Origin of the sequence: Dyadobacter sp. CY323 (assembly GCF_021390245.1) — a bacterium.
In the GTDB taxonomy this organism is placed as follows: Bacteria; Bacteroidota; Bacteroidia; order Cytophagales; family Spirosomataceae; genus Dyadobacter.
Genome location: NZ_JAJUXH010000003.1, coordinates 248059 through 271414 on the forward strand (window position 1 = coordinate 248059; position 23356 = coordinate 271414).

General features: G+C 45.6%; 18 protein-coding genes. 6 read left to right on the forward strand and 12 right to left on the reverse strand.

Going from position 1 to position 23356, the window contains the following annotated elements; all coding sequences use genetic code 11:
* Positions 1-2: 2 nt before the first annotated feature.
* From LZG72_RS07210 to LZG72_RS07220, 3 genes are all read right to left on the reverse strand, one after another.
* A complete protein-coding gene (locus tag LZG72_RS07210; RefSeq protein ID WP_233869486.1) occupies positions 3-3248 on the reverse strand; it encodes an RHS repeat domain-containing protein in 3246 nt (1081 codons plus the stop codon).
* A gap of 56 nt (positions 3249-3304) precedes the next feature.
* A complete protein-coding gene (locus tag LZG72_RS07215; protein WP_233869490.1) occupies positions 3305-6955 on the reverse strand; it encodes a T9SS type A sorting domain-containing protein in 3651 nt (1216 codons plus the stop codon).
* Between the two features lie 292 nt (positions 6956-7247).
* Positions 7248-7865, reverse strand: coding sequence for a Crp/Fnr family transcriptional regulator (locus tag LZG72_RS07220; RefSeq protein ID WP_233869493.1), 618 nt, complete (start codon positions 7863-7865; stop codon positions 7248-7250).
* Between the two features lie 161 nt (positions 7866-8026).
* Between LZG72_RS07220 and lhgO the strand changes: the two genes are divergently transcribed.
* The 5 genes from lhgO to LZG72_RS07240 all read left to right on the forward strand — a co-directional run bounded on the left by lhgO (position 8027) and on the right by LZG72_RS07240 (position 10884).
* A complete protein-coding gene (gene lhgO / locus LZG72_RS07225) occupies positions 8027-9226 on the forward strand; it encodes an L-2-hydroxyglutarate oxidase (RefSeq protein WP_233869496.1) in 1200 nt (399 codons plus the stop codon).
* Positions 9227-9355: 129 nt separating this feature from the next.
* Entirely contained in the window at positions 9356-9529 is a 174-nt protein-coding gene (locus tag LZG72_RS07230; RefSeq protein WP_233869499.1) for a hypothetical protein, read from the forward strand.
* Positions 9530-9712: 183 nt separating this feature from the next.
* Positions 9713-10075 (forward strand): DUF6169 family protein, encoded by a 363-nt coding sequence (locus LZG72_RS29415; RefSeq protein WP_409017675.1) that lies wholly within the window; start codon positions 9713-9715, stop codon positions 10073-10075.
* A gap of 196 nt (positions 10076-10271) precedes the next feature.
* Positions 10272-10481: a hypothetical protein gene (locus LZG72_RS07235; RefSeq protein WP_233869502.1), complete on the forward strand. Its 210-nt coding sequence runs from the start codon at positions 10272-10274 to the stop codon at positions 10479-10481.
* A gap of 133 nt (positions 10482-10614) precedes the next feature.
* Complete coding sequence (locus tag LZG72_RS07240; RefSeq protein WP_233869505.1) at positions 10615-10884, forward strand: hypothetical protein; 270 nt, start codon at positions 10615-10617, stop codon at positions 10882-10884.
* A gap of 140 nt (positions 10885-11024) precedes the next feature.
* Here LZG72_RS07240 and LZG72_RS07245 read toward each other — a convergent pair whose 3' ends face one another.
* From LZG72_RS07245 to LZG72_RS07270, 6 genes are all read right to left on the reverse strand, one after another.
* Positions 11025-12476: an amino acid permease gene (locus tag LZG72_RS07245; RefSeq protein ID WP_233869508.1), complete on the reverse strand. Its 1452-nt coding sequence runs from the start codon at positions 12474-12476 to the stop codon at positions 11025-11027.
* Positions 12477-12597: 121 nt separating this feature from the next.
* Entirely contained in the window at positions 12598-15570 is a 2973-nt protein-coding gene (gene secDF, locus LZG72_RS07250) for a protein translocase subunit SecDF (RefSeq protein ID WP_233869511.1), read from the reverse strand.
* 134 nt (positions 15571-15704) lie between these two features.
* Positions 15705-16058 carry a hypothetical protein gene (locus tag LZG72_RS07255; RefSeq protein ID WP_233869514.1) on the reverse strand — a complete coding sequence of 118 codons (354 nt, stop codon included), beginning with the start codon at positions 16056-16058 and terminating at the stop codon, positions 15705-15707.
* Between the two features lie 165 nt (positions 16059-16223).
* Positions 16224-17120: a type VI secretion system baseplate subunit TssG gene (locus LZG72_RS07260; protein WP_233869517.1), complete on the reverse strand. Its 897-nt coding sequence runs from the start codon at positions 17118-17120 to the stop codon at positions 16224-16226.
* 7 nt (positions 17121-17127) lie between these two features.
* Positions 17128-18909 (reverse strand): hypothetical protein, encoded by a 1782-nt coding sequence (locus LZG72_RS07265; RefSeq protein ID WP_233869520.1) that lies wholly within the window; start codon positions 18907-18909, stop codon positions 17128-17130.
* Positions 18910-19160: 251 nt separating this feature from the next.
* Positions 19161-19589: a GPW/gp25 family protein gene (locus LZG72_RS07270; RefSeq protein WP_233869523.1), complete on the reverse strand. Its 429-nt coding sequence runs from the start codon at positions 19587-19589 to the stop codon at positions 19161-19163.
* Between the two features lie 78 nt (positions 19590-19667).
* Between LZG72_RS07270 and LZG72_RS07275 the strand changes: the two genes are divergently transcribed.
* Complete coding sequence (locus tag LZG72_RS07275) at positions 19668-20435, forward strand: TssN family type VI secretion system protein (protein WP_233869526.1); 768 nt, start codon at positions 19668-19670, stop codon at positions 20433-20435.
* Positions 20436-20552: 117 nt separating this feature from the next.
* Here LZG72_RS07275 and tssD (LZG72_RS07280) read toward each other — a convergent pair whose 3' ends face one another.
* The 3 genes from tssD (LZG72_RS07280) to tssD (LZG72_RS07290) are packed head-to-tail and all read right to left on the reverse strand — an operon-like array spanning position 20553 to position 23354.
* A complete protein-coding gene (gene tssD / locus LZG72_RS07280) occupies positions 20553-20969 on the reverse strand; it encodes a type VI secretion system tube protein TssD (protein ID WP_233869530.1) in 417 nt (138 codons plus the stop codon).
* A 42-nt stretch (positions 20970-21011) separates the two neighbouring features.
* Positions 21012-22853: a type VI secretion system Vgr family protein gene (locus tag LZG72_RS07285; protein ID WP_233869533.1), complete on the reverse strand. Its 1842-nt coding sequence runs from the start codon at positions 22851-22853 to the stop codon at positions 21012-21014.
* Positions 22854-23354 carry a type VI secretion system tube protein TssD gene (gene tssD / locus LZG72_RS07290; RefSeq protein ID WP_233869536.1) on the reverse strand — a complete coding sequence of 167 codons (501 nt, stop codon included), beginning with the start codon at positions 23352-23354 and terminating at the stop codon, positions 22854-22856.
* Positions 23355-23356: the final 2 nt, after the last annotated feature.

Sequence of the window (23356 nt, forward strand, 5' to 3'; positions counted from 1 at the left end):
TATCATTTAAATAATTCTCGAAAGCCATTAAATAGCCCATCTCTTGAAACACCAAATCCTCGGCCCGTAGTTTTGTCAAAAACATACTGGCCGCCTCCATTTGCTTTTTGAATAACTACATTTGGAGAATTAATTATTTGGTTTAATATACTAAGTCCCTCTTGATTAGCTGTTTTATGAGAGAATTCAATTCCTTGAAAAACAGACCCTTCTCTTCCGGCATGTTTTTGTAAGGCCCTTCCTATAACCGTTAACCCTTGCTCTCCCCACGCTTTGGTGGCACTTTCAAAAAACTCGTTTGCTAGACCCATTCCTACCTTACCACCACCTGGGCCTGGCAAAGCATCCAGACCAAATGAAGCCATTCCCAAAATTACCTGCGTATTATCCTTCCTAACAGCTCCTTGACTAATATCGGTAATAGCACCGATGAAAGGCACCCATTCTGCCTTATTTTTTAGTTCATCAGACCCTTTCTCTAATGCATCAACCGTTTGATTAAATGTCTCTTGTCTGTTTGAATATAGAGCCGCTTCTTCCTGTGTTTCAGGCTTTTTAAATAGTCCCAGAAAATCGAAAATCCTTTGAAATATTCCTTTTTGTGGATCATCTGCCAACCTTCCATCCGGATCAATAAACCTCAATGGATTATTGTAGCCATACGTATAAGGCGAAAATCTTCTGGACAACTCCGCAAGCGGATCACTCGTCCCCCACCGCCCAACCTCCGGCATATACATTCGCGCGCCATAATCCAGATACCCGCTGCCAACCTGCAATTCTTTCTCATTATACAAAAAACGATTGATTGCGTTTCTCTCGGTGGGCGTTTTTCCGTCTTTCGGAATGGCCAGGCCGAAAGGATAGTATTCCGTATTTTGTATAATCTCCCCTTTTTCATTAAATACAATCCGCACATTACCCAAATGGTCTTTGATGTAGTAATCAAAACGTAATGAATCGGGAGTGACGATCACCTGGCCTTCGGAAGTCGCGCCGCGTTTCAATGCATTGGCTCCGTCATATTGAAATACACCTGCATACTTGGCCGTGAATGCATCCGCTGCATTCACATATTTGTGTTTGTTGCCCGTTGCATCATACTCATACTTGAATGCCGGATTCGCCCCAATCGTAACGGTTTTGGGCAGGTTCAGGTAATTGTAAGTGATGGTGGCTCCGCGATTGCCATCGTTGCTCATATTTCCGTTCCCGTCATAAGCATAGCTGCTCGCTCCACTTTTCACACCCAGATTACTCCCGGAACCATCCCCGACAGCCGAAAGCCGATTGCCAACATAAGAATAAGTAAGCTGATCCACCGCAGCACCGGCGCGGGTCAATGTAGCGAGGTTCCCGTTTTTATCATACGTAATGCCACTTTCGGTATTCGTATACCCAAAGATCCCGGTTGAACCCGACATTCGGCTTGCTGCATCGTAGGTGAATTTCAAACCCGCTGTGAAAGCCGCCTCGCCCGTGTACCGCCACAAAAGGGAATCTATGCTGCCATTGCTGTAATTAGCATTAGTACGATGACTGGCATGGATTGCATAAAAAGATTCCTGCGGAACCGCATCGGACTGCTTGTATACTGTCTTCACATCGGTTTGCCAGCCTCTGATGTTGTAAGTATAATCGGTCCGGCGGCGGTATTTCGTCCCATCATATGAATGCAGCCATTTGCTTTGCAGCTGACCGAGACTGTTATACCGTTGCGCAACGGTATAAACCTCTTTGGTTTTTGTACCTGTAATTACTTTTTCTTTTACACTCAACAACCTATCAGCGTGATCGTACGTGAAACTGGATAAATGCGTATTGGTAGTCGCTCCCGAAAGTACCTGTTCTGTTTTTTGCTCTTCAACTACCGGAGCCAGGTCAAATTTGTATTTGATTGACGTCCGTTCATACGCGGTCGCGCCCAGGTCATACAATTCACGGATGGTTTGTACAGGCCGGTATTCTGCATCGTAATAAGTCACCGAAGTCAAAAAACTTCCATTTGTTCCATCGCTGAGAAGCATTCTCGTTCGGCTCCCTGTTTCCTGTCCTTTTACATTTACATTGTTAGCGGGATAATAACCCGGCAAATAAGACAATCCTGCCGCTTTTGAAAATCCATAGTCGTCATAAAAAGTAATCGTTAACAGGTTAGCCTCCGTCGCTGTTTTCGGAGCAGTATTGTTGAGCGTGTAACCAGCTGCAACTCCGTTATTCCGGATTTCGTGATGCTGAACGCCCGCATCAACATTGGCAGCCCAGGTTGTGCGGCTGTCGCCCGAGACTATTTCACCGGTGGCAATGGCCCTGTTTAACGCATCGTATTTTGTAAAACCCCATACATTCCGGGTTAGTTGGTTGGCATCGCGTGACATAGCCGGTCTATCGAACTGATCATATACAATCTCAACGGAACCTGCTCCTGGCATTTGCTTTCTGACCATCCGGTTCCGCGCATCATAATCGTACAGAAATGCGAAACTGGTAAAGTTGGGATCATCCTGGAACTTGGGCTGTAAAACTGCTCGTAACAATCCCTGGTTGTCGAAGACATAATAGGTATGTCCGGTTCCAGCGTCGTTCCTGCAAATCAGTTGTCCGGATTTATCCACGTATTGATTTGTTATAATTCCCTGCTCGTCGGTGCTTTGGATTCTGGTAAGCATAGCTGCCGCATAATTTCCATTCTGAACAACTGTATTGCTGGCCGAATTGTAGTCGTACCGTTTCACCTCATTGGCAGCATTTGCGAAATACTGCACAGAAGAATTGGCGCTCCGGGTACCAGGTGCACGCTGGCCGGTGGGTCTGTCAAGCGATTGTTCAAAGTATGTTTCTGTAAAAGGCCTTTCCAGATCGCTCGCTGCGGTTTTTTGTAACAAGGCTGTATTGGTTGAATACCATGAGCCAACGGCCGTAAGTACATTAGCCTGATACGATCCGTTTCCGGCGGCAACATAAGGCAGGTAATCATTCGGTTTCCTGCCGACATTGTCAAATGCAGCGGGTTGTACAAGGTCCTCGCCGGAAGGACTTTGCTTTACACCAACGTTCTGCAACAAGCGGCCAAGTCCGTCCAGATATTGCACGTGAGTAGTAACCTGGCTTACATCGTTCTCATTTGCCCCCGCCTGTTTATAGGTTTTGGATATGACATAGTTCTGACTGTTCGTCTGTTGTGCATGAACAATCTGAGGTAAGAGAAATATAACAATACCGAGAATATGCAAGTTGAAAGGTTTCATCCGTATCAGGAATAAGTGTGTAAAAAAGCCGATAGCCAAAAGCTGAAAGTCCTGCATTATTGTTTGATCACCCGATGCGAGCTTAAACTACCGTCGGTATACGTGATATGTACAATGTATAACCCGGCAGCTAGCCTTTGGACGTCTATTGAACGAGTGGAAGCGGATTGAAGAACCAATTTCCCGCCAGAATCAAAAATCTGAACCTTGCTCATTCGGGTGACATCCTCTGTAATCACATTCAATTTATCCCCGATTGTGATTGGGTTCGGGTAAAGTACCATTTCCGAAGTCCGGTCAAAAACCACACTTCGTATGCGGCTGTAAGCAAAAGTTTCGTCATGGTCGATCATTTTTAGCCGATAGAAGTTCTCTTTGTTCGCCGGATTGTCCCTATCTGGATGCGCATCCGTGAATGAATATTCCCTGCGTGCATTACTTTCTCCCCATGCAGGTAATGAACCAATTTTTGTCCATTGCTTTCCGTCATTGCTTCGCTCAATTTCAAACCGGTCACTGTTTGTTTCTGAGGTTGTTGACCATCTCAGGTTTACCGTATTTTCAACCTTGAATGCCTCAAAGTCGATCAATGTGACAGGCAATGCACCGCCTTCTGCTATCAACGTCAGTGCGGGTGCGACCATGCTTCCGGTGGGTGCCAGGGTGGGACAATCTACGGGTTGGCCCGCATAGTTGTAACAATAACCGGCTCTGATAGTACCCGGCACAGCCCCGTTCGCATTGTTGATGCTCATCAGCCTGCCAAAAGAATCGTACTGATAATGAATGGTTCTGCCATTGGGATCGGTCATGGTATTGATGCCCAGAAGTGAGGCGTAGGTATAGCTGGTCATTTGTGCAGATGGGTTTGAGCCCGCCAGAGCATTCCGAACCAATTTCAGGGTAGCCGGGACCGCCCCCTCACTCATCTCGGCATTATCCAGAATACCCTGGCTATTCACCGCATTTATCGAAGCGTAGTCACTCCCTGTAATTTTGGCAAGCAGGAAATGTGAATAATAGCCCCACAAGTAATTTTCCTTTACATCGCCGGGCTTTTGCTGCTCGAGCAAAGTGCCTCTAGAATCGTACTTGGTGAAAGTCTGGCGGGTTTCAATCGGGTTAGCCCCGTTTTGCACCTTCACTTCCTGAGGAACATATATGTTTGCGAACGGCGAAAAATAGGTAGTTTGGACCAGGCTCGATTGCGTTCCGCCAATCATCGTCTTGGTTTCAATAACCGGCGCGATCATGTGCTTGTTTTGCATCGCCAGACTAACCGGATCCGCCGGGGAATCGTGTGGATACTTATAGGAAATTACCGTACTCTGACCTTTACTATCCGTCGAAGCTTCTGAAGTAATTAATCGGTTCGTAACATGGTATGTGTTTGTAACGGTGTTCACTATATTTCCACCTTGCTCGTAATGGGTTGTTGTTTTCGTTTTCAGGTATGGATAATACGTGTAAACCAATGAGGCCGTGCAACGAATAGAGGGATAATTGGCTGTAAAAATTGGATTGGGTATCACTTTGATCCGCCGGACATGTGAATTGAACCGGTTGAGGTCATCATTATAACCATAAACAGACGCTTGTTTCAGCGTATTGGAACTGTTGTAAGCCTGGTCGGATAACATTTGCCCGCGTTCCAGTTCCATGCTATTCATTTCATCCTCCTTCCAGAATTCGCCAACATTGGAATTGTCAGAAACGCTGTTTTCAGCTGGTTTATCGTGGTAACCGTTGTCGTAGTTTTTGTATTTGTAAACTTTGTAACTGCCGTCGAGCTCAATTTCTGCCACCTCCGAATAACTGATGTGATTTCCTTTATAACTAAGTGTATTCAATGGGTCAGTGCCGTATTGCGTGTAGGTCATGTTACCCTCAAAATTGGATTCCCCGGGCATACCTTCGTATTTCGCAGGCGCTTGTACCTGGCCGTTGAAATACGCGAAGTGAATGGGTTCATAACTTAAAATACCGCTGGAAGATGTTCCGCCTGCTGCGTAATTCAGCTTGTAAACGTATTTTTTCTCCGTGGCTTTGTGGTTGAGGTAATCATAGTTGCTGACTCTTTTGATCCGCAAGCCTCCTGTATAAACTGGTCCGCTCGCATTTTCCTGGACGGATGCAGGCCAGTATTTTGCGATCCGCCCATATTCATTATTTTCATATTCATACTCCGTGTATCCGCCCGTTGGATAAGTCACTTTTTGAAGAACTTCTGCCTTTGTGAAGTTAATATCAGGCTTGCGCGAATCCAGATAGGCCTGGCGGGTTGCAGCATCCGTGAACAGGTTATAGTAGTAAAGCGGGTCGGCGGAATTGATATACAGATTTTTGTTATTAAAAAAACCGTAATCGTCTGTTTTAAAGGACAAATAGTCCGGCAAAGCCACAGGATTATATTCAAAGCTGTAAGTAGGTACATTTTGCGGCATGTCCGATGTTCCCCTTAATTTTATGGAAAGCAACTTCAGGCGCGTAGTCGCGGAATTGGTGTATGTAAAATCGACCTTCTTCTGCCGGACACCTACGGAATTAGTGACAATAAGGTTGTCGAGCTTGCTGGGAAACCGTCCGGTTATGACTGCATCCCTGATTTCCGGATATTTGGTAAAATGAAACTGACTATGCAAGTCACCAGGGACAGCATTGCAATTTGGCAATGGCGGGTTAACGACATTGAAAGCATAACCTAATTGCTGGTTGGCGATGCTCCAGGTAAACTTCACTTTGCTGATCGGTGTCACAATTTCATCCAGGTAACATGGATGGTAAAGCGTACTCTTAATAATCCTGCCTTTGGGCGAATTATCATTGTCTCCAAACTTGTTTGGCTTGATAATCTTATCACTGACAAATGCTTCATTCGTGATATAGAATTTATCCCTTTGATAGTTCAGATCAATTTTATAACCATTCGGAGATTCAATGGAAGTCAGGTACCAGCTTGTGGGAACTGTATTTTCGTCCTTGAGATCGAACCCGTTGTAAACCATTCCGGGCCGTGTAAATTCAATGGATTGATCCGTACCGCCAAAGGTGTATTTGATACCCTGACTGTCAGTCAATGTAAACTTGTACACAAAATTTCGCTGCTTGATGATATTGGTATACGCCACACCCGTAGCCAAGCATGAAAGCGGGAGTTGCGGTTCGGCGGGCATCGTAAACTCTTTATAGGTCACAGCCGGATCCTTTTGAACCAGAATGTCCTCTCCAGCCTCGGTCTTAATCCTGAATGCGTCGGTGTGATCGATGAAAAATTTACCGCTTCTCCCAGCAAAATGATATTGATATTCGTCATAACGGCCTTCCGCATTTACAAAAACCGTCTGATCCTGCAGATGCTTTTGCATGGTTGCCGCCGATGACCAGTCGATGCTACTGGTCGGGTTCATATTCACAGGCACCGGGACACCGGCGGGAAAGTTATAGGGCATTGTACCTCTGGAAACGCGGGTGATGGCACCGCCGGCATTTAAAACCCAGCCATTGCCGGTCGAGCCAGGAAACGCATCCGGTTTGGTCCCGATTGTCTGGTGATATCGCAGGTTGAGTTCGACAGACAGTTCCTTATAAGTCACATGGTATAAAGGAACTGTAATGTCGGGCGTTCCAGTAAAATGGCTTACCGGCGTGTGTCCGAAGACACCAAATCCGGTCGCAGCCGGCGACGCTGTAAGCGTACTTCGGTTCATGTATTTGTTAGATTCAAGTTTTTGCTGTGCGCACGCTGAAAGCTCGAAAATAAATGGCGCTACAAACGTTAAAAGAAGGATTCTTAGATGATAGCTGTGTTTAGTTTTTGAATGCATGGATCAAAATTTTGTTTCAGTCAAACGCGATAAAGCATGGCCAGAAAATGATTTTCATTTCCGGATCATTGATCTTCAATACTTGAATTGGGAAGCGCTGAGCTGATTGAGAGGCGTATTACTTCGCAAACTTAGAGGCAACTATGTTAACTGACAACCGTCAAAAGCCAGGAAATCATCCGCGATTTGACCGACTAGTTGGATTATTCTTTGACGGCAGGTCTTTGAATTGCTTCCTGATTTTAGAAAGCGTATCGGGCGTCATTCCCAGAAAACTGGCGAGATCTCTGACTTTTACATGCAGGTTTACGGACGGGAATTCGTGCATGAATTTCTCATATCTTTCAATTCGCGAGAGAGACTTCATTGAATCATTGTACCGGGCGTGTTTGTATAAAAAATTCCCTTGAAGACGGTTTGTGAATTCTTTAAAATCAGGGTATTCACCGCATAGTACGAGATAATCCTCTTTGTAAATTTGCATGACCACCGACGGACAAGCAGCTTCCAGACAAATATCAGAAGGTAATCCATAAAGAAATGTAAGTGCAGAACAGGCGAGATCGCCAGGGGAATAAAACCACCTTGTTATCTCGACCTCATCATGCCGAATGTAGCTTCTTAGTACGCCTTTTTTGACAAAATACAGACTATCCTGTCGTTGGTCAGGGTGGAAAATCGTAGCACCCTCACGAAGATCCAAACAAATAGCCTTGCGCTCAAAAGCCTGGTATACCGGCGAATGCGTGTCAAAATCAAATGAAGGGTTGGTACTCCTTACTAATGTCGTCATTCAAAACGTTCCGTTTCATTGCTAATACTGATTTCATATTCTGATGATTAAGTATTAAAGGAACATGTTGATGATTGATCAAAAGTAATGTTACTTTTTACTTTTCATAGCACATATATTGACGCACAATCTTTTTCTTTACAGAAAGAATTTGAGATAAAATGTACGACATTACCATCATCGGTGGCGGAATTGTTGGCCTGGCCACAGCTCTCCGCATTAAAGAGCAAAAACCTTCTTTGAAACTTCTTCTTCTTGAAAAGGAAAATGAAGTAGCAAAACATCAAACCGGCCATAATAGCGGCGTAATCCACTCGGGACTATACTATAAACCCGGCAGTCTGAAAGCCACGAACTGCATTCGGGGATACGAAATGCTGATTGATTTCTGCAAAAAGGAGAATGTACCGTACGATTTATGTGGAAAAATCGTAGTTGCGACTTCGGAGGAACAGCGACCATTACTAAAGAACCTGTTTGACCGTGGAATGCAGAATGGATTGGTAGACAACCGCATGATCTCACAATCCGAAATCCGTGAGATCGAACCGCATGTAAAAGGTCTGGAGGGAATCTGGGTGCCTTATACGGGCATTATTGATTATAAAGCAGTTTGTGAGAAATACGCTGAATGTCTCAGAAGGCTCGGTGGTGAAATCCTTTTTGGAGAAAAAATCATCGATATCAAAAACAGAAATACGTATTCAGAAGTCGTTTCGGCGACCGGAAAACTGTTTGAAACACGTCTGATCGTGAATTGCGCTGGGTTATATTCCGATAAAGTAGCGCAACTCACGCAGCCTGAAAATATTAAAGTCAGGATCATTCCATTCCGCGGCGAGTATTATAAGATCAAACCGGAGAAACACCATTTGGTCAAAAACCTCATTTACCCGGTTCCTGATCCCAATTTCCCATTCCTGGGCGTCCATTTCACGAGAATGATCGAAGGTGGCATCGAAGCCGGGCCGAATGCCGTTTTTGCATTTCGGAGAGAAGGTTATGACAAGCTGGACATCAACTTCCCGGAGTTAATGGAGTCCCTCGCCTGGCCAGGTTTCCGAAAAGTAGCCCTGAAATACTGGAAAACGGGTATGGGAGAATATTACCGCTCATTTTCAAAAGCCGCATTTACAAAAGCATTACAAGGATTAATCCCCGAAATCCAAAGCGACGACCTCATTCCCGGCGGATCAGGAGTACGCGCACAAGCCTGCGATTATGACGGCGGATTGCTCGATGATTTCTCTATTATTGAGAACAAAATGGCCATTAACGTCTGCAATGCACCATCACCTGCAGCAACTTCTTCACTGTCGATAGGTCAGACGGTTTCTGAGCGGGTTTTGGCGCGGATTTGATAGAAAATTTGGTAAAACTTTAAAAAATAGATTTTTCTCCCTACTTTTAGCCACGCTGATAAGCTCCTTCAAAAGACTTGTCGCCAATTACTACGTTCAAAAAAGTCAAAATCGAAACCAAAAAAAACCATGAACAAAACGGCAAACGCACCAGTGGCAGAAGCTGCTAATGGGGCAAAAAAAGACGATCGGTTGGCTCGCTTTATTGAAAAAGTAACGGCGGACAAGGAATCCGTTGATTTGTTCTTCGACGGAAAAATAACAAGGGATGAATTACATGCCAGAGGAGTTAGGTTCGTTTAGGGCTTATGATTACAAAATAGAATACCGAGGCGGCGACAAAGAATACATTTTTCAAACTGAATCTGGGACTGGTTATTCCTGCTATTTCGCAAATGCATCGGCGTATTTCGAAGAATATCCATTAATAAAAGATGACATTGTAACCTTGGATTGAAGAGATTCCGTCAAACCAAGGGTTTTTTTGTGGACAAATACGACGCAAGAATCAAAGCAACAGTCTTCCTAATACTTGGGCAAGTAATCGAAATGTATCCTGAAAGATCAATTTTCGTGATGTATGACACACAGGACGGCAGACAGCGAAATAGAAAAGTCGCCTTTAACCGGTGGTATAACGAATATTGCAACTTGCTAAGTGAACGAGTTACAAAAATCAGCATAATCGCACCAAATATTGAAGGCGGTAATACCTTCAATTTGATGATGCTGGTACCCAACTCATGCTCAAAGCTTGAACTAATTAAAAGTACCTGCATTGAAATCAAAGACGAATTTATTTCAAAGGGTTACCCACCATCACTTGAATGCAGGATTGAGTGCAAATGATTTAAAAACCTTCTCCTAATTCTATTGGCTGAGCTCAGGGTAAAATAGTATATTTTCGCCGAAGCTTGGGGTTTGTTGCCGTTTTTAGCTTGGTTAGCTTTCCCCCGGCTAAAGCCACGGGTAATTGATTTTGAAGAATTTCAAAAAGTTTTTAACCTGTTGTTGAAATTTCCCCAATTTTTGATAGCTTTGATCTATGAAACAGTTTTCCACGATTCGCGATGCGTTCGACTGGTGGATAAGGAACATTTATCCAAACTTACCGGCGGATCAGAAGAAAGGAAAATTGACGAATGCCTGGCGAGACTACATTCACAAGGAAAGTATGTCAGAAACCAGAATGAAGGAAGTCTTGATTGAATATGGACATTTTGAAATCCAAACAATCATTACTTATAAGCCTTAACAGGCTTTTTATTTGACTTATTTTTGGGGAAATTTCCCCAGTTATATTAAAGAAAAAACCCGGATGCTATCGTCGACAAACTTGAACACCCGGGCCAGTTTAATCAATTTAACAATCAAACTTTCACAAATGTATGAACACATTTCAGAATTCAACAGACAAAACATCGAAAACAGATTTATCACCATCTGAACAGGCAATGATGCAGGACGTCCGCAACTTTTTTCTAACCGACAGTTGCGCTCAAATTATCGGATCAATGAATGCATTGGTCGAAGCTTTTCTTTTTAGCGAAGATTTGGAAACTGTTACGCCTGAGATGCGGATCGATATTGCGAATCAGTTGAGGGCTGTGACCCTACTTTCCAAGTTGAACGAAAGTAACCGACGCGCCAGTTGTTAGCTGTTAGCTGTTAGCTGTTAGCTGTTAGCTGTTAGCCAAAATAAAAAAGTCGGGGCTGAGTTCCTCTGAACTTAACCCCGACTCAAAATATATCAAGAAACCGAAAAGGCTAAAAGCTAATCGCTAAAAGCCAACAGCTCCTAATACCTCCCTATCCTACTATTCTTCTTCCCATATCCAAAATACACAGCCAACCCGATTGCCAGCCAGATTGCCAGACGGTACCAGCTTTCCACCGGCAGTGAGTACATTAAATATAAACATACCACAATCCCCATAATCGGCACAAATGGTACCAGTGGTGTGCGGAATGAGCGGTGTAATTCAGGTCGTTTCACGCGTAACATCCAAACGCCCACGCAAACCAGACAGAATGCGAACAAGGTCCCGATACTCACCATGTGACCCAAATCACTCACCGGCACAAGGCCAGCGAAGATGCTCACGAAAGCCATGAAGAAAAGATTGGTTTTGTACGGCGTACTGAATTTCGGATGAACTTCGCTGAAAAATTTAGGCAGCAAACCATCTTTGCTCATCGAATAAAACACGCGGCTTTGACCCAAAAGCATGACAAGCATAACAGACGTATATCCGGCAAGGATCGCGATGATCAATGCAGTCTGCAACGAATCGTAGCCCGTTTTGGCAAATGCCGTTGCGGCGGGTTTTGCATCGTTTGCAAACTCGGTATACTTCACCAAACCTGTCATCACGTGCGCGAAAAGCACATATAATATGGTACAAACCACCAGCGAACCCAAAATACCGATCGGCATTCCTTTTTGAGGATTTTTAGCTTCCTGAGCGGCTGTGGATACGGCGTCAAAACCAATGAATGCAAAAAACACGACGGCGGCCCCGGTTGCAATACCCGACCAGCCAAAGTTTTCGTAAGCTCCCGTGTTTTCAGGGATATAAGGAACGTAGTTATCAGGATTGATATGGCTCCAACCTAACCCAATGAATATCAACACAACAGCCACTTTCAAAACTACCAGAAAGTTGTTCAGAAATGCGGAACCTTCTGTTCCACGAATCAAGAGAAGTGAAAGCATACACACGATGAAAATCGCTGGCAGGTTTACAATCCCATTATCAATCACGGTACCATTGCTCAGTGTAACGACCTCGAAAGGCGAGCAAACCAGCTGGGTAGGAAGATGTATATCGAACTTACTAAGAAATTCAAGAAGATATCTGGACCAGCTTACCGAAACTGTGGCTGCTCCCAATGCATATTCAAGAACAAGATCCCATCCGATGATCCAGGCAACAAACTCGCCCATGGTTGCATACGAGTAGGTATAAGCACTTCCGGCAATGGGGATCATGGAAGCAAATTCGGCATAGCAGAGGCCGGCAAAACCGCAACCCAAAGCGGCAAGTACAAATGAAATGGTTACCGCTGGTCCCGAGTGTTCCGCAGCTGCAATCCCGGTTAAAGAGAAGAGTCCGGCACCAATAATGGCACCAATTCCTAAAGCTACCAAACTGGCCGATCCCAAAGACCTTTTCAGCTGGTTGGCTTCACCTGTTGATTCATTTAATAATTTTTCAATGGGCTTTTTAGCCCATAATTGATTTGCCATAAGCTCTTTGTTGTAGTGATTTTAACATCTTATAAAACTAAAAGAAAATTTCGCTAATTACGTATCGAGACAGAATAAAAAAAGGGAAAGCTCAAAGCTCACCCTTTTTTATTCTTTATACTTATGCTTTTACTTTCTTACCAACAGCTGGCTCTGTAACCGTTAATGCCGGCTCCTTGCTTTTTTCGCGTTGCAGGAGGTCAACCACGATCGGTGCCGCCACAAATAGTGATGAATACGTTCCGACGATAACCCCAAGCAGCATACAGAATGTAAATCCGCGGATCACCGCACCACCGAAGATCATCAGTACAACCAACACCAGGATTACCGAAATACCCGTTACCGCTGTACGGCTCAACGTACTGTTCAATGCATTGTTGATAACCACTGAAAGGCTCTGGCCACGCGCCTTATCGTCGGCCAGATAATCACGGATACGGTCATAAATGACGACGGTATCGTTCATCGAATAACCGATCATGGTCAGGATCGCACCAATAAATGCCTGATCAATATCCAGTGACCATGGCAACCAGCCATTGAACAAGGAGAAGATCGCCAGGATAATTACCACGTCATGCGCGAGTGACATTACTGCACCATAACTGAATGCAACTCTTTTAAACCGGATCAGGATGTAGATAAAGTTAGCTGCGAGTGCCAGAAGAACAGCGTAAACCGCTGACCACAAGGTATCCTTCGCCATCGTCGGACCAACTTTATTGGAACTTACGATTTTAGCAGGATTGTTTGCGATTTTTTTAGTTGCTTCCAACACTTTCGCTTCTGCCTTCTGATCTGCCTCAGGAGTTGTTTCTTCAATGAGATAAGCCGTTGTAATTTTCACCTGATCTTGTCCGCCGAATGTTTTCACCTCGGTTGCCGAACCAAGAACTTCGTCCATATTGGTACGAAGTACGTCCGCATCCACATCGTTCTGAAAACGAACTACGTACGAGCGACCGCCTTTGAAATCGATACCAAGTCCAAAGCCTTTGAAAACGAATGAACCTACTCCGATCGCGATAATAACGCCTGAAATGAGATAAAAACGGCGACGTTGCGATACAAAGTCAAAATCGTTGTCTTTGAACCAGTTTTTTGTCAAACCGCTGTAAAAGTTGAAAACTTTTCCCTTTTTGATCTGATTTTCAAGCAGCAAACGTGTGATGAAAATCGCGCAGAAAAGAGACGTTAACAAACCCAGTACCAACGTAGTCGCAAACCCAAGAACAAGTCCGGTTCCAAATGTATATAGGATGATACCGGTCAAAAGCGTAGTAACATTGGAGTCGATAATTGCAGTCAGCGAGTGTTTGAAACCATCACGAATTGCTTGCGCGAACGGTTTGCCTGCCTCTATTTCAACTTTTATACTTTCATAAATCAGTACGTTCGCATCCACGGCCATACCAATGGAAAGTACAATACCCGCGATACCCGACAAGGTAAGAACCGCACCCAGAGATGCCATGATACCAAGTAGGAAGAACAAGTTGATAATCAATGCGATATCAGCGATCCAACCGGCTTTGTTGTAATAAGCCACCATGAACACAAGTACGATAAGCAAACCGATTGCCGAAGACCAAAGTCCGTCGCTAATCGCCTCAGCACCAAGTGTTGAACCCACTACCGCTTCCTCCACAATGTGCGTCGGAGCTGGCAGCTTACCCGCTTTCAAAACGTTGGACATATCCTTCGTTTCTTCCACCGTAAAGCTTCCGGTAATGCTTGAGTTACCATTTGGTATCTCACCTTGAACCGTAGGAGCAGTATAAACCAGGTTATCGATGATGATCGCCACCGGACGACCCACGCTGCGGGCAGTCAATGAACGCCATTTACGGGCTCCTTCTCCATTCATACGCATAGTAACTTCCGGACGGCCACGCTCGTCGTAATCGTGCGTCGCATCCACGATTACATCACCTTCCATGGCAGCTTCGCCATTTTGTTTTTTGATAAAATAAAGTGGCAATATCAACTGGTTAGCACCAGCTTCTGTTCCTTTGCGATCCCACATGAAAACAAGGTCAGCCGGGAATAATGAACGCACTTCCGGGCGACGAAGGATTTCGGCAGCACGCGCTGTATCTTTCAAATACACACCCAAACCTTGCGGCATTGGCACGAATAAGCTGGTCAATGCAGCTGTTTGCGCTGCTACTTTAGAAGAATCAGACTGGGTAGAATCCGCGTCGGCTTTCTGAGCAAGCTGCTCCGCCAGACCGCCGGTTGATTTCTTTGTAGTATCTGTCACCGCTGCTGCTGCTCCAGCTGCCGGCTTGGCAGTTGCTTTCTCGATCTCAGCTTGTTTGGTCAGATATCTTCCCAAACCTTCCAAACCTGCACCCAATTCATTGGTCAGATATACTTCCGCAAATTCAAGCTTTGCTGCGCCTGATAACAAACGACGTACACGCTCAGGGTTATCAACACCGGGAAGTTCCACCAAAACGCGGTTCTGGCCCGGCAAACGCTGAATATTCGGGTTTGTTACACCGAATTTATCAATACGTGCCTGCGTGATCTGAAATGCGCGGTCGATAGAACCGTCGATTTCCGTGTTAAGCATTTTTGTAACATCGGCGTCCGATGAATTACTGCTGATCTTGCCGCGGTTCGCACTGGTGGCAAAAACAGAAGCAAGGCTTGTGTTAGGCGCCGCTTCCTTATATGCCGCTACGAAGCGTTTGATAAAACCACTGTTGCTTGCTGATTTATCTTCACCAGCCTTTTTCAATGCAGTTTGAAAAGCGGCACTGCGGGCATTACCGCCAGCCATTCCTTTCAAAATATCTGCAGGTGCTACTTCGAGTACCACGTGCATACCACCTTGCAAGTCAAGCCCCAGGTTGAGCTCACGCTCGGTTACTTCTTGCAAAGTATGTCCCAAATACACGTCCTCACGCCACAATGAATCAATATAACGCTGTTTTTTTGAGATGTCCACCTCTCCTTTTGAATCCGTCGCGTAGGTAGTTGCTTTGCTTTTGAAGCTCCTGGATACGAATGTAAAAGACAGGTAATAGACGCTAATGAGGGCAATCACAATGGTTAGCCCTATTATTCCATTCTTGTTGGTCATTTTATTTTATTGTAAAAATTAACTGATATGCTGAATATAAATACGGATTGAACTGCCCGGGATCAGGCAAAAAGTAGTCGCGACGTCAGAAAGAGAAGTTTGTAAAAGCGCGAAATACCCTGGACAACGAAGCGTCAGGGAGCGTTGGTGACTATGAACCGTCCGAAAATCCGGTGAAAATGGGAGACCAGGAAAAATGACTCCTGAAAAGAAACCCTTACAACTGCCTTACTAACAATAAATTGCCAGGCAGGTTGCGGTGAAAAATAGAAGTAATGCGAAAAATCAAAGGAAATGGCGGGCGTGATTACCGCGTCCAGCGAAAGCGTGCTCACCTTCGCTTCATTGGATTCAGGCGATTGGGATGCCTGTTTTTTTGAAAAGTCTTTGCCGATCTCCTTAGACTTGGAGGCAGATTGCTGAACTGTTCCCGCGTGATCGGACAAGGTACGCGTTCCTGCAACCATCAAAAGCATGATGGCAAGCATGAGGCTGATTGTCTGATTGATAGTCCTTATTGAGGACCGCTTTACAGTTTTCACGTTCAAATAGCTGTTCCTTTGAAATCGCAAATTTTGTTTTAATAAATTACAATCGCAAACTATTTTTTCGAACAAAAGGATGGAACCAGCTGAACATGATTTGGTTTCGCATTAAAGTGTAGCGTACCCTAATCGTGATGAAATTCCACCTTCCCCAGCCAATTGCAATGCAGACGCATTCGGATCAGGTTTTAATTCAATCTCGTAGTCGCATTCAACCGGCACAAACCATTCCAATAGCCAGTTGACAAGAATATTAAAATCACAATCTTCCAAACACTTCTCCAACGCTACCGGGTCAGGCAATTGAATCTCGACCGTCAATTCAGGTTGATAGCATTCCATTTCGCCTCCAAACAAAGTGTCCAGCCCCAGCCGCGCGCCATTCAGGCTGGAATTGTTTAGCATTGCAATCTTCTTCCCGAATGCATTTGTAATGCGGACCGGCAGATCCAGCGCCGAGCTCAGTACTTTTTCCGCTACATTCATATCACCCCGGTTTTCAGATACAAAAGGCAGAACCGGCATTAATCGTATGAATGTTTCCTGATCGATCGAATCGGGCGCCTGCCAGAACTCTTTCAGTTGTGCCAAAAAGCCGGATTCCGGGTGAAGCTCAAATGCCTTTTGTTCCAATAACGTAAGTCCGACCCGGTTTTGAAAAAATTCCTGTTCGAGCGGCAGAAAGAATAATCTCGATTTTTGCTCTTTTTCACGCTGCAACCGGATTTCATCAACCTTCTTTTTTAATGTATTAATAGAAGTAGAAGATGGCAAATGAAAAAGCTGCTCGGGCAGGTAATCGTACAACCCACTTCGGTTTGACTCGATGACTTTCCCTTTGAAATTGCCCAATTCCTGGTCGGTGATCGCCTCAACATCCAAATGGCTCCGGCGTTTGAATGAACCGAGCGAGCGAAATAGAATGCTTTCCGACGAAATCCCGTCTTCCAGCCAGGAACCGGCGATAAATTCGGCACGTAAGTCGGTTATCTGTTCTGCGATCATTGGATTTTCAGTTAGATGAAACGACTTGTACCGGGTACATCCCGCTCGAAAGTTTCTTTATTTTCAATTCCAACGTCTGACATGCGCCGGTCCATTCAGAATTATTTGCCTGGTTTCCAATCGGCGTCAATGCAATTTGTACACAGCGAACAAATCCCTGTCCAGGCATCGTACTTGGCATAAAGTGTGGCTTCACCTGAACGCTTTTGAGCCTGTCGCCCAATTCCGCCCGGCAAAAAGTGCGGATATCTTCCATGGTGACCAGCCGATTTCGCGTAATGATGTTCTTCCGAAGTTCCTGAACATACGCCGTTTCGTCCGGTTTAGGTTTTCCACCCGCGGACTTTGTGAGCAACAGCATATCTGCATTACTAATGCCCGTCGCTGCATAAGACTGCAACTTCGATCCCGCAGGAAGTCCATTAGCCGACTCGGATAAAGTAGTCCAGTATGATACAAAAAGGGTATCCGGATCTTTCTTCCCCTGGATCACTAAAAACGGTTGCGCGGTTGTTTCACTGGCCTTTTTTACGCCCAGCTTTTGTTCAATACGCGCCATATTCTGAGCGATCTCGCGTAGTAACGAAGAAAGGAAATCTTCCCCGATCGCATTGAATGCCGTCACTTCGTCGCGAAGCAGTTCCATGAGCTGATACAAAACAGCTTTTGCATTGCGCTGATCAAACCGTCCAATTCCTTGCTGCCTCAGCGTGTATACTTTCCCGGATGCCTCTTCATCCTGATATAAATTTTTACCGGTAGCTGCATACACCTGGTTTTTTTGATTAACTACTGCATTCACGCCAAGAAATGCATCCGCAGACGGCAAAGCCACGCCATTGAGACCGGATTGCAAGCGGTAAGTCAGTTTGTGCAACTTCTTGTTCAGCACCGGAAATGCATTTAATGCCACCGTTATATTTTCAAAACCAGCCGACGGAAAGCTGTCCGGCAAATTGACTTTCACCCAAACCAGTTGTTTTTTTAACATTTGAAGTGTGCGATTGTCAAACATATCCTCAAATGCAGCCGGATATGCCTCCGTTTTTACCTTTCCTTTTTCCCAAAAATCATCACTGGTAATGCGGATGAAATTGTTGTTGTAAAGTAAAACAGCATCATCCACCTCCTCGGAAAGCCCGGTTTTATACGGCATTACTTTCCCATTTCCTTCCCATCCGGTGAGAGGCAGGAACGCGCGGTAGGTGTAATGCGAACCATCATTCGTCCAGTCGAAATAGAACCGAAAACCTTTCCAGGAAGTAATTGCAGCGTCGACTTCCATTCCAATCCACATATTTTGTCCGCCCCCGGCCACCGGCCGCGCCGAGGAAATCAGTGTTTTTGTACCTTTTTCAATACCATATAATGCATTCGGTGTGGTATAGTGTACAATGGATGCATTCACCAGCGGATACCTGCCAGCCGGTGAAAAGAAAATCTCCGAAGGTTCTCCTTTCCGAACTATATTTCGCTTGCATAACAGTTGGTTTTCCGGTTCAATCCAGGCCAGTGGTTCCACCGACCGCGCCTGCGCAATGGCGCTGGCAGCCTGCGGACTATTCACGGTTTCGGGCGACAATATCTCCGCCAAACGCGTCATCAGCCGCAATTCCGTCCCTTGAATTTCCTGCCCAACCTTTTCAAACTCCACCGAACAAGCGTCCGTCAGCAACTTCACCAGCGGATCAAAATGATCCAACTGCGACTCATCATACCCCCACAATTCAGCGGACCGTTTCAGCAGACGGCGGGAGATGGTTTCTTTGGAATAGGTGGTTTGGTGCATATATCTTGGTTAATGGCTTGGTTGGGTGGTTAGGAGGGGTCATTAATTGTCATTGGTTGTCATTGATTGTCATTAATTGTCGTTAATTGTCATTGATTGTCATTTGTAGTTAAAAATTCCAGCTACTGCCATGATAATCGGACATAGTACACCTGAGTTTAGCGAGATGTGACAATAAATGGCTACCAATGACCACCAATGACCACCAATGACAATTAATGACCATAAACAACATTCCCTACCCACGCTCCCTACTCAATCGACAACGGTGAAATAAAAATCCTTTCGAAAAACACAAAAGCCTCATTTATGCGCTTGATGGTGGCTTTTACTTCTACTCCTACCCGTTTCCGGACGTAGTTATTACTTTTGGTCAGCACTTCATATTCTTCTACTTCTACACGGATTTTGGCATTGGTCAGGCGCGGCTCGTATTTGCAAATGGCTTCTTCGAGTGATTCCCGGATCAGGTCTTTCCATTTAATTTGGGACAAAACGGCAAAATCATGTTCCCACAATGCACAACCGTAGCCGCTGTCGAACCGGGCCTCGTCGAAATGCGTCACCATCAGCAGGTACAAATGCTGATGAACCGCCTCTCTGTCAGCACATTTTGGGTGCAATTGCCCGGCGACGATGCGGTCGAGCGCGAGGGGCAATGCATAGTTTTGATCTTCCATGAAGGCGATTAATAAATTCTGGTTGCATTAATGAAAGTGTATCTTATTTTTGTCCGTACTAAACGGCCCCTTGACTAAATGAATTTCTCTTTCCTTAAAACACTAAATCAACGTCTTCAGCTTCTATACGGCATTATCCTCATCGCCGTGCTGGCATTGATTGGGTTACTTGGCTTCTGGATTGCCGACTACCGCGACGCATATCCGATGGCGATGGTCAGTTTTCTGGTACTGGGTATTCTGCACGTTTATTTATTATCTCAATGGTTTGATCCGCTTTTTGAAAACAAATCCGTCAAAGCGATCGGATTCACATTGCTAGTTACCTTACTAGCGGCCATCCTGATCATTTTCCTTTTCCATAAACTTTCAAACGAACTGACAAAAGGTGCCGGAATGGCCACTGCTTTGGTCGGTTTTATGTTCCCCATATTCGTCGCGAGAGTGTATCAGAACTACCTCGAAATACCCCTCAAAGAATACAAAAAATGGTACTATCCCGTGGGCCAGCCGCTGCCCGACATGGATTTGCTCGATCTGTCGCGTGTGTTGGTGATCCAGTTTGAGTTTACCAAAAAATTCAATGAAACTGCATTTACCAACTTCCGCGCAAAAGCTCCGAATGCCATGCTTTTCGGCGAGCTTTTTTTTATTTTTCTAAACGACTACAACGACCGTAACCCGGCGAGCCCCATCGAATACCTTGCCGCAAACGGTACACCCTATGGATGGCTTTTTTACCAAAAATCCCCGTGGTACAAGCGCCGCAAATACATGGACCCCGATCTTACATTTCAGGCAAATGGCGTTCTCGACAACGAAACGATCGTCGCGATCAGAGGCTGATGCCTACCAGTTGCTGTCGGAAGTATAGGTCGAAGCCAGTAGGTACTGTGAAGCCATGTGAAAACAAGCTTTGTTAATAAAGAGGCCGTCAGCCGATCGCCGACGGCCGAAAGCCGCCTACCAGCGATTGCTATGCGGGGTGCCGAACAGTTTCACTTCCCTCGCGGATAATGTCAGGCTTGTAGTCATCGGCATGGAGCCCGTTTCGATGAAGCTTTCACTGTACTGGACGCAGTATACATCCGTCAGTTCCAGCTCCTTCTGAGTTTGCTCCTCATCCACATTTTTGAATACGATTTTGGCCGAAGATTTTTTTCCGTCCGGATCCACCATCCATTCCCACAGTCCCTGACTATCCGACGCACTCGAAGAATCGACCTGGATAAACACCGTTCCTCCGTATACTTTTGAAGAAACACGGCCTTTATCGTCTATGGATTGGGACAAAGAATAGTTGCATGAGATCACGGCAATACCGTCGCCTGAGGGACCGCCGTCCCAGGTAAAATACGCGTCAAAACTTGAAGCTGGCATAGTTGTAACTGTTTAAAAAGTGAAAAGAATAGTTATGGATATTTAGTTTAACATGATTAATGCACCTTTAATGGTCGTCGGCCCGCTCGCAGATAGTTCGGCTGTGGCGTCGCCTTCTACTGTTACCGTTGCCCCTTTTAGCTTCGCACTCGCAGTACCTTCTGCATTGAGTTCGGTACCCGCTTTAATGTCGGTCGATGTGCCGCTTTCTATTTTAATATCCTGATCGGCTTTCATGGAAATGCTGCCGGCCTGGACACTGAAACTGGAATCCGCTTTCATGGTAATGTTATTGGTCGCCTCTACATTCACATCCTTGGCAGTGAGGTGAATCTGTCCATTCTCGACTTGCATTTCAATTAATCCGTCGTCTTTAAAGCTGAACTTCAGATTGGTATCTGTCTTATTGCGGTTGCTGATCTGGATTTTCGCATCGCCATCTTCGTCGATGAAAATCAACATATTCCCTGATCGGGTGGCGATCACTTTCATGTCATTGTTCTCGCTGGTGTAGTTGATGTCTTCTTCCGGTTTCGGATAAAGGCTTGTCATCACAAATGGATTTTCCGCCAGATTTCCTTCATACCCCACCATCACCATCGCCCCGATTTCCGGTACAAAATTGGCCCCGCGACCCTGTGAATTATGAAATGTACCCACCCGCATCCAGATCGACTCCTGGTCCTGCTGCCGCGACTGGCTCCACAAAAATTTCACGCGAACCCTTCCGAGACTTTCACTATCGTCATTCGCGATCACTTCCGCCTGTTCGGTTTCACCCAATGGATTTTTCACAAAAGGATTATTCGGCGGATGTTGGGCCGATTCCGGAACTGCATTGAATGTATTCTGATAGCTTCCTGCCGTATTGATCTCGTGGCGAATGTGTACCACCCGGTATTTTCCAAAATTCTCCTCATACTGCTCCCCACGCTCATTTAATCTTTGACCTTTCACCACCAAAACAGTCCCGACACTCATCGTGGGCGTTTCACCGCTCCCACGGAAATCGACCATGGAGGTAACCCGAGCCGATCTCTCCATTTTGGTCAATTCATCGATCTCACTTTGGCCGCCGATGATTTCCGGCGAGGGTAACAACGATGTTTGCGCAAAAAGACTGTCCGATTGTTCCAATGCAAACTCGCTCAATGAAGTAAGTCCGTCCACATTTTGCGCCGCCGAGTCGCCGAGATACGATTCCGCCACCGTGTAATTGTACCCATCAAAACTGAATTTGGAAGGTTGAAGTTTTAATGCAACATCAAAGTTTTGCAGCCCGTCCACCAGGAAATCGACCTCCGGCGCATCATTACCATGTCCCAAAACCAGCTCGCGGCCATTGTAGTAAAACCATTCGCAACAACGATCCGCTACCCGGCTGAGGAATTTGTAATTGCTTTCATTGTATTGGGTAAAAGGCACTGCGCGACTGCCATTTTCAGGATTCAATTGTTTTCTCAAAAGGTTTTGCGGATAAGGCTGCAAAACGGAATTGAAAATATCCTGGACCGTGCCGCGAAGGAACGAGCGCCTTTGCACCGAATCTTCCAGAACGATCGTCGGGCTAAACCCTTTCAGTACAAATGCGCTGCTCATATCGCTCAGACTTTTGAGCCGGATCTCCGTCACAATGCCCTGAAACGTAAAGTCAAACGATTCCTGGCCGAGCCGCGGGCTGAATGAGAAGGTAATTTTCTTACCCATTACCGCCCGGTGCGACCGGTTGAAAAAATGCTCGCCCGCGTCTTCCAGTTGCTCGAAAGGTACCAGCAGCTCAAACCAGTGGTGCGCGAACAGATCCTGCTCGATCACCAGGCCGAGGTGACGGGTTATCTCCGTGCCGCCTTCAATTTCAATGGAAGTATTAACCTGTCGTGCCATTTAACATTTGATTTCTACCTGTCCGATCTTCACCTTCATTGGAAGCAGTACCAGCTCATACACCAGCGCCAGGCTGCTGTCGCGAACGAAATAATCCTTCCCTCTGTGTTGCGGCAAATAATCCTTGGCATCAGGCACATGTGCAATCTGGTACGCCCGCATGGTCGACTGCTGCGCCGCGAAGGATTCTCTGAAACCCACACAATACGCATCCTCAAACTCCATCTTGCGCAACAGCTGCGAATCATTGTCATATTTGAATTCGATCTGCCCGCTCAATTGCCGGTCATTTTTGAATGCCCAGTCGTACAACAATGCAAAATCATCGTTTTGGGCCGGAGAAATCGTCATTCTGATCAACCTTGCTTTGGGCGCGTCAGTAGGACTTCCACGCTCGTCGGCATTGCGGTTGCAGCCGTAGGATACTTTTCTGACCAAAAAATTTTTTCCATCCAGCGTGAAATGCGCCTCGACTCCGATGGTAGCATCCTGTTCAGCCATTT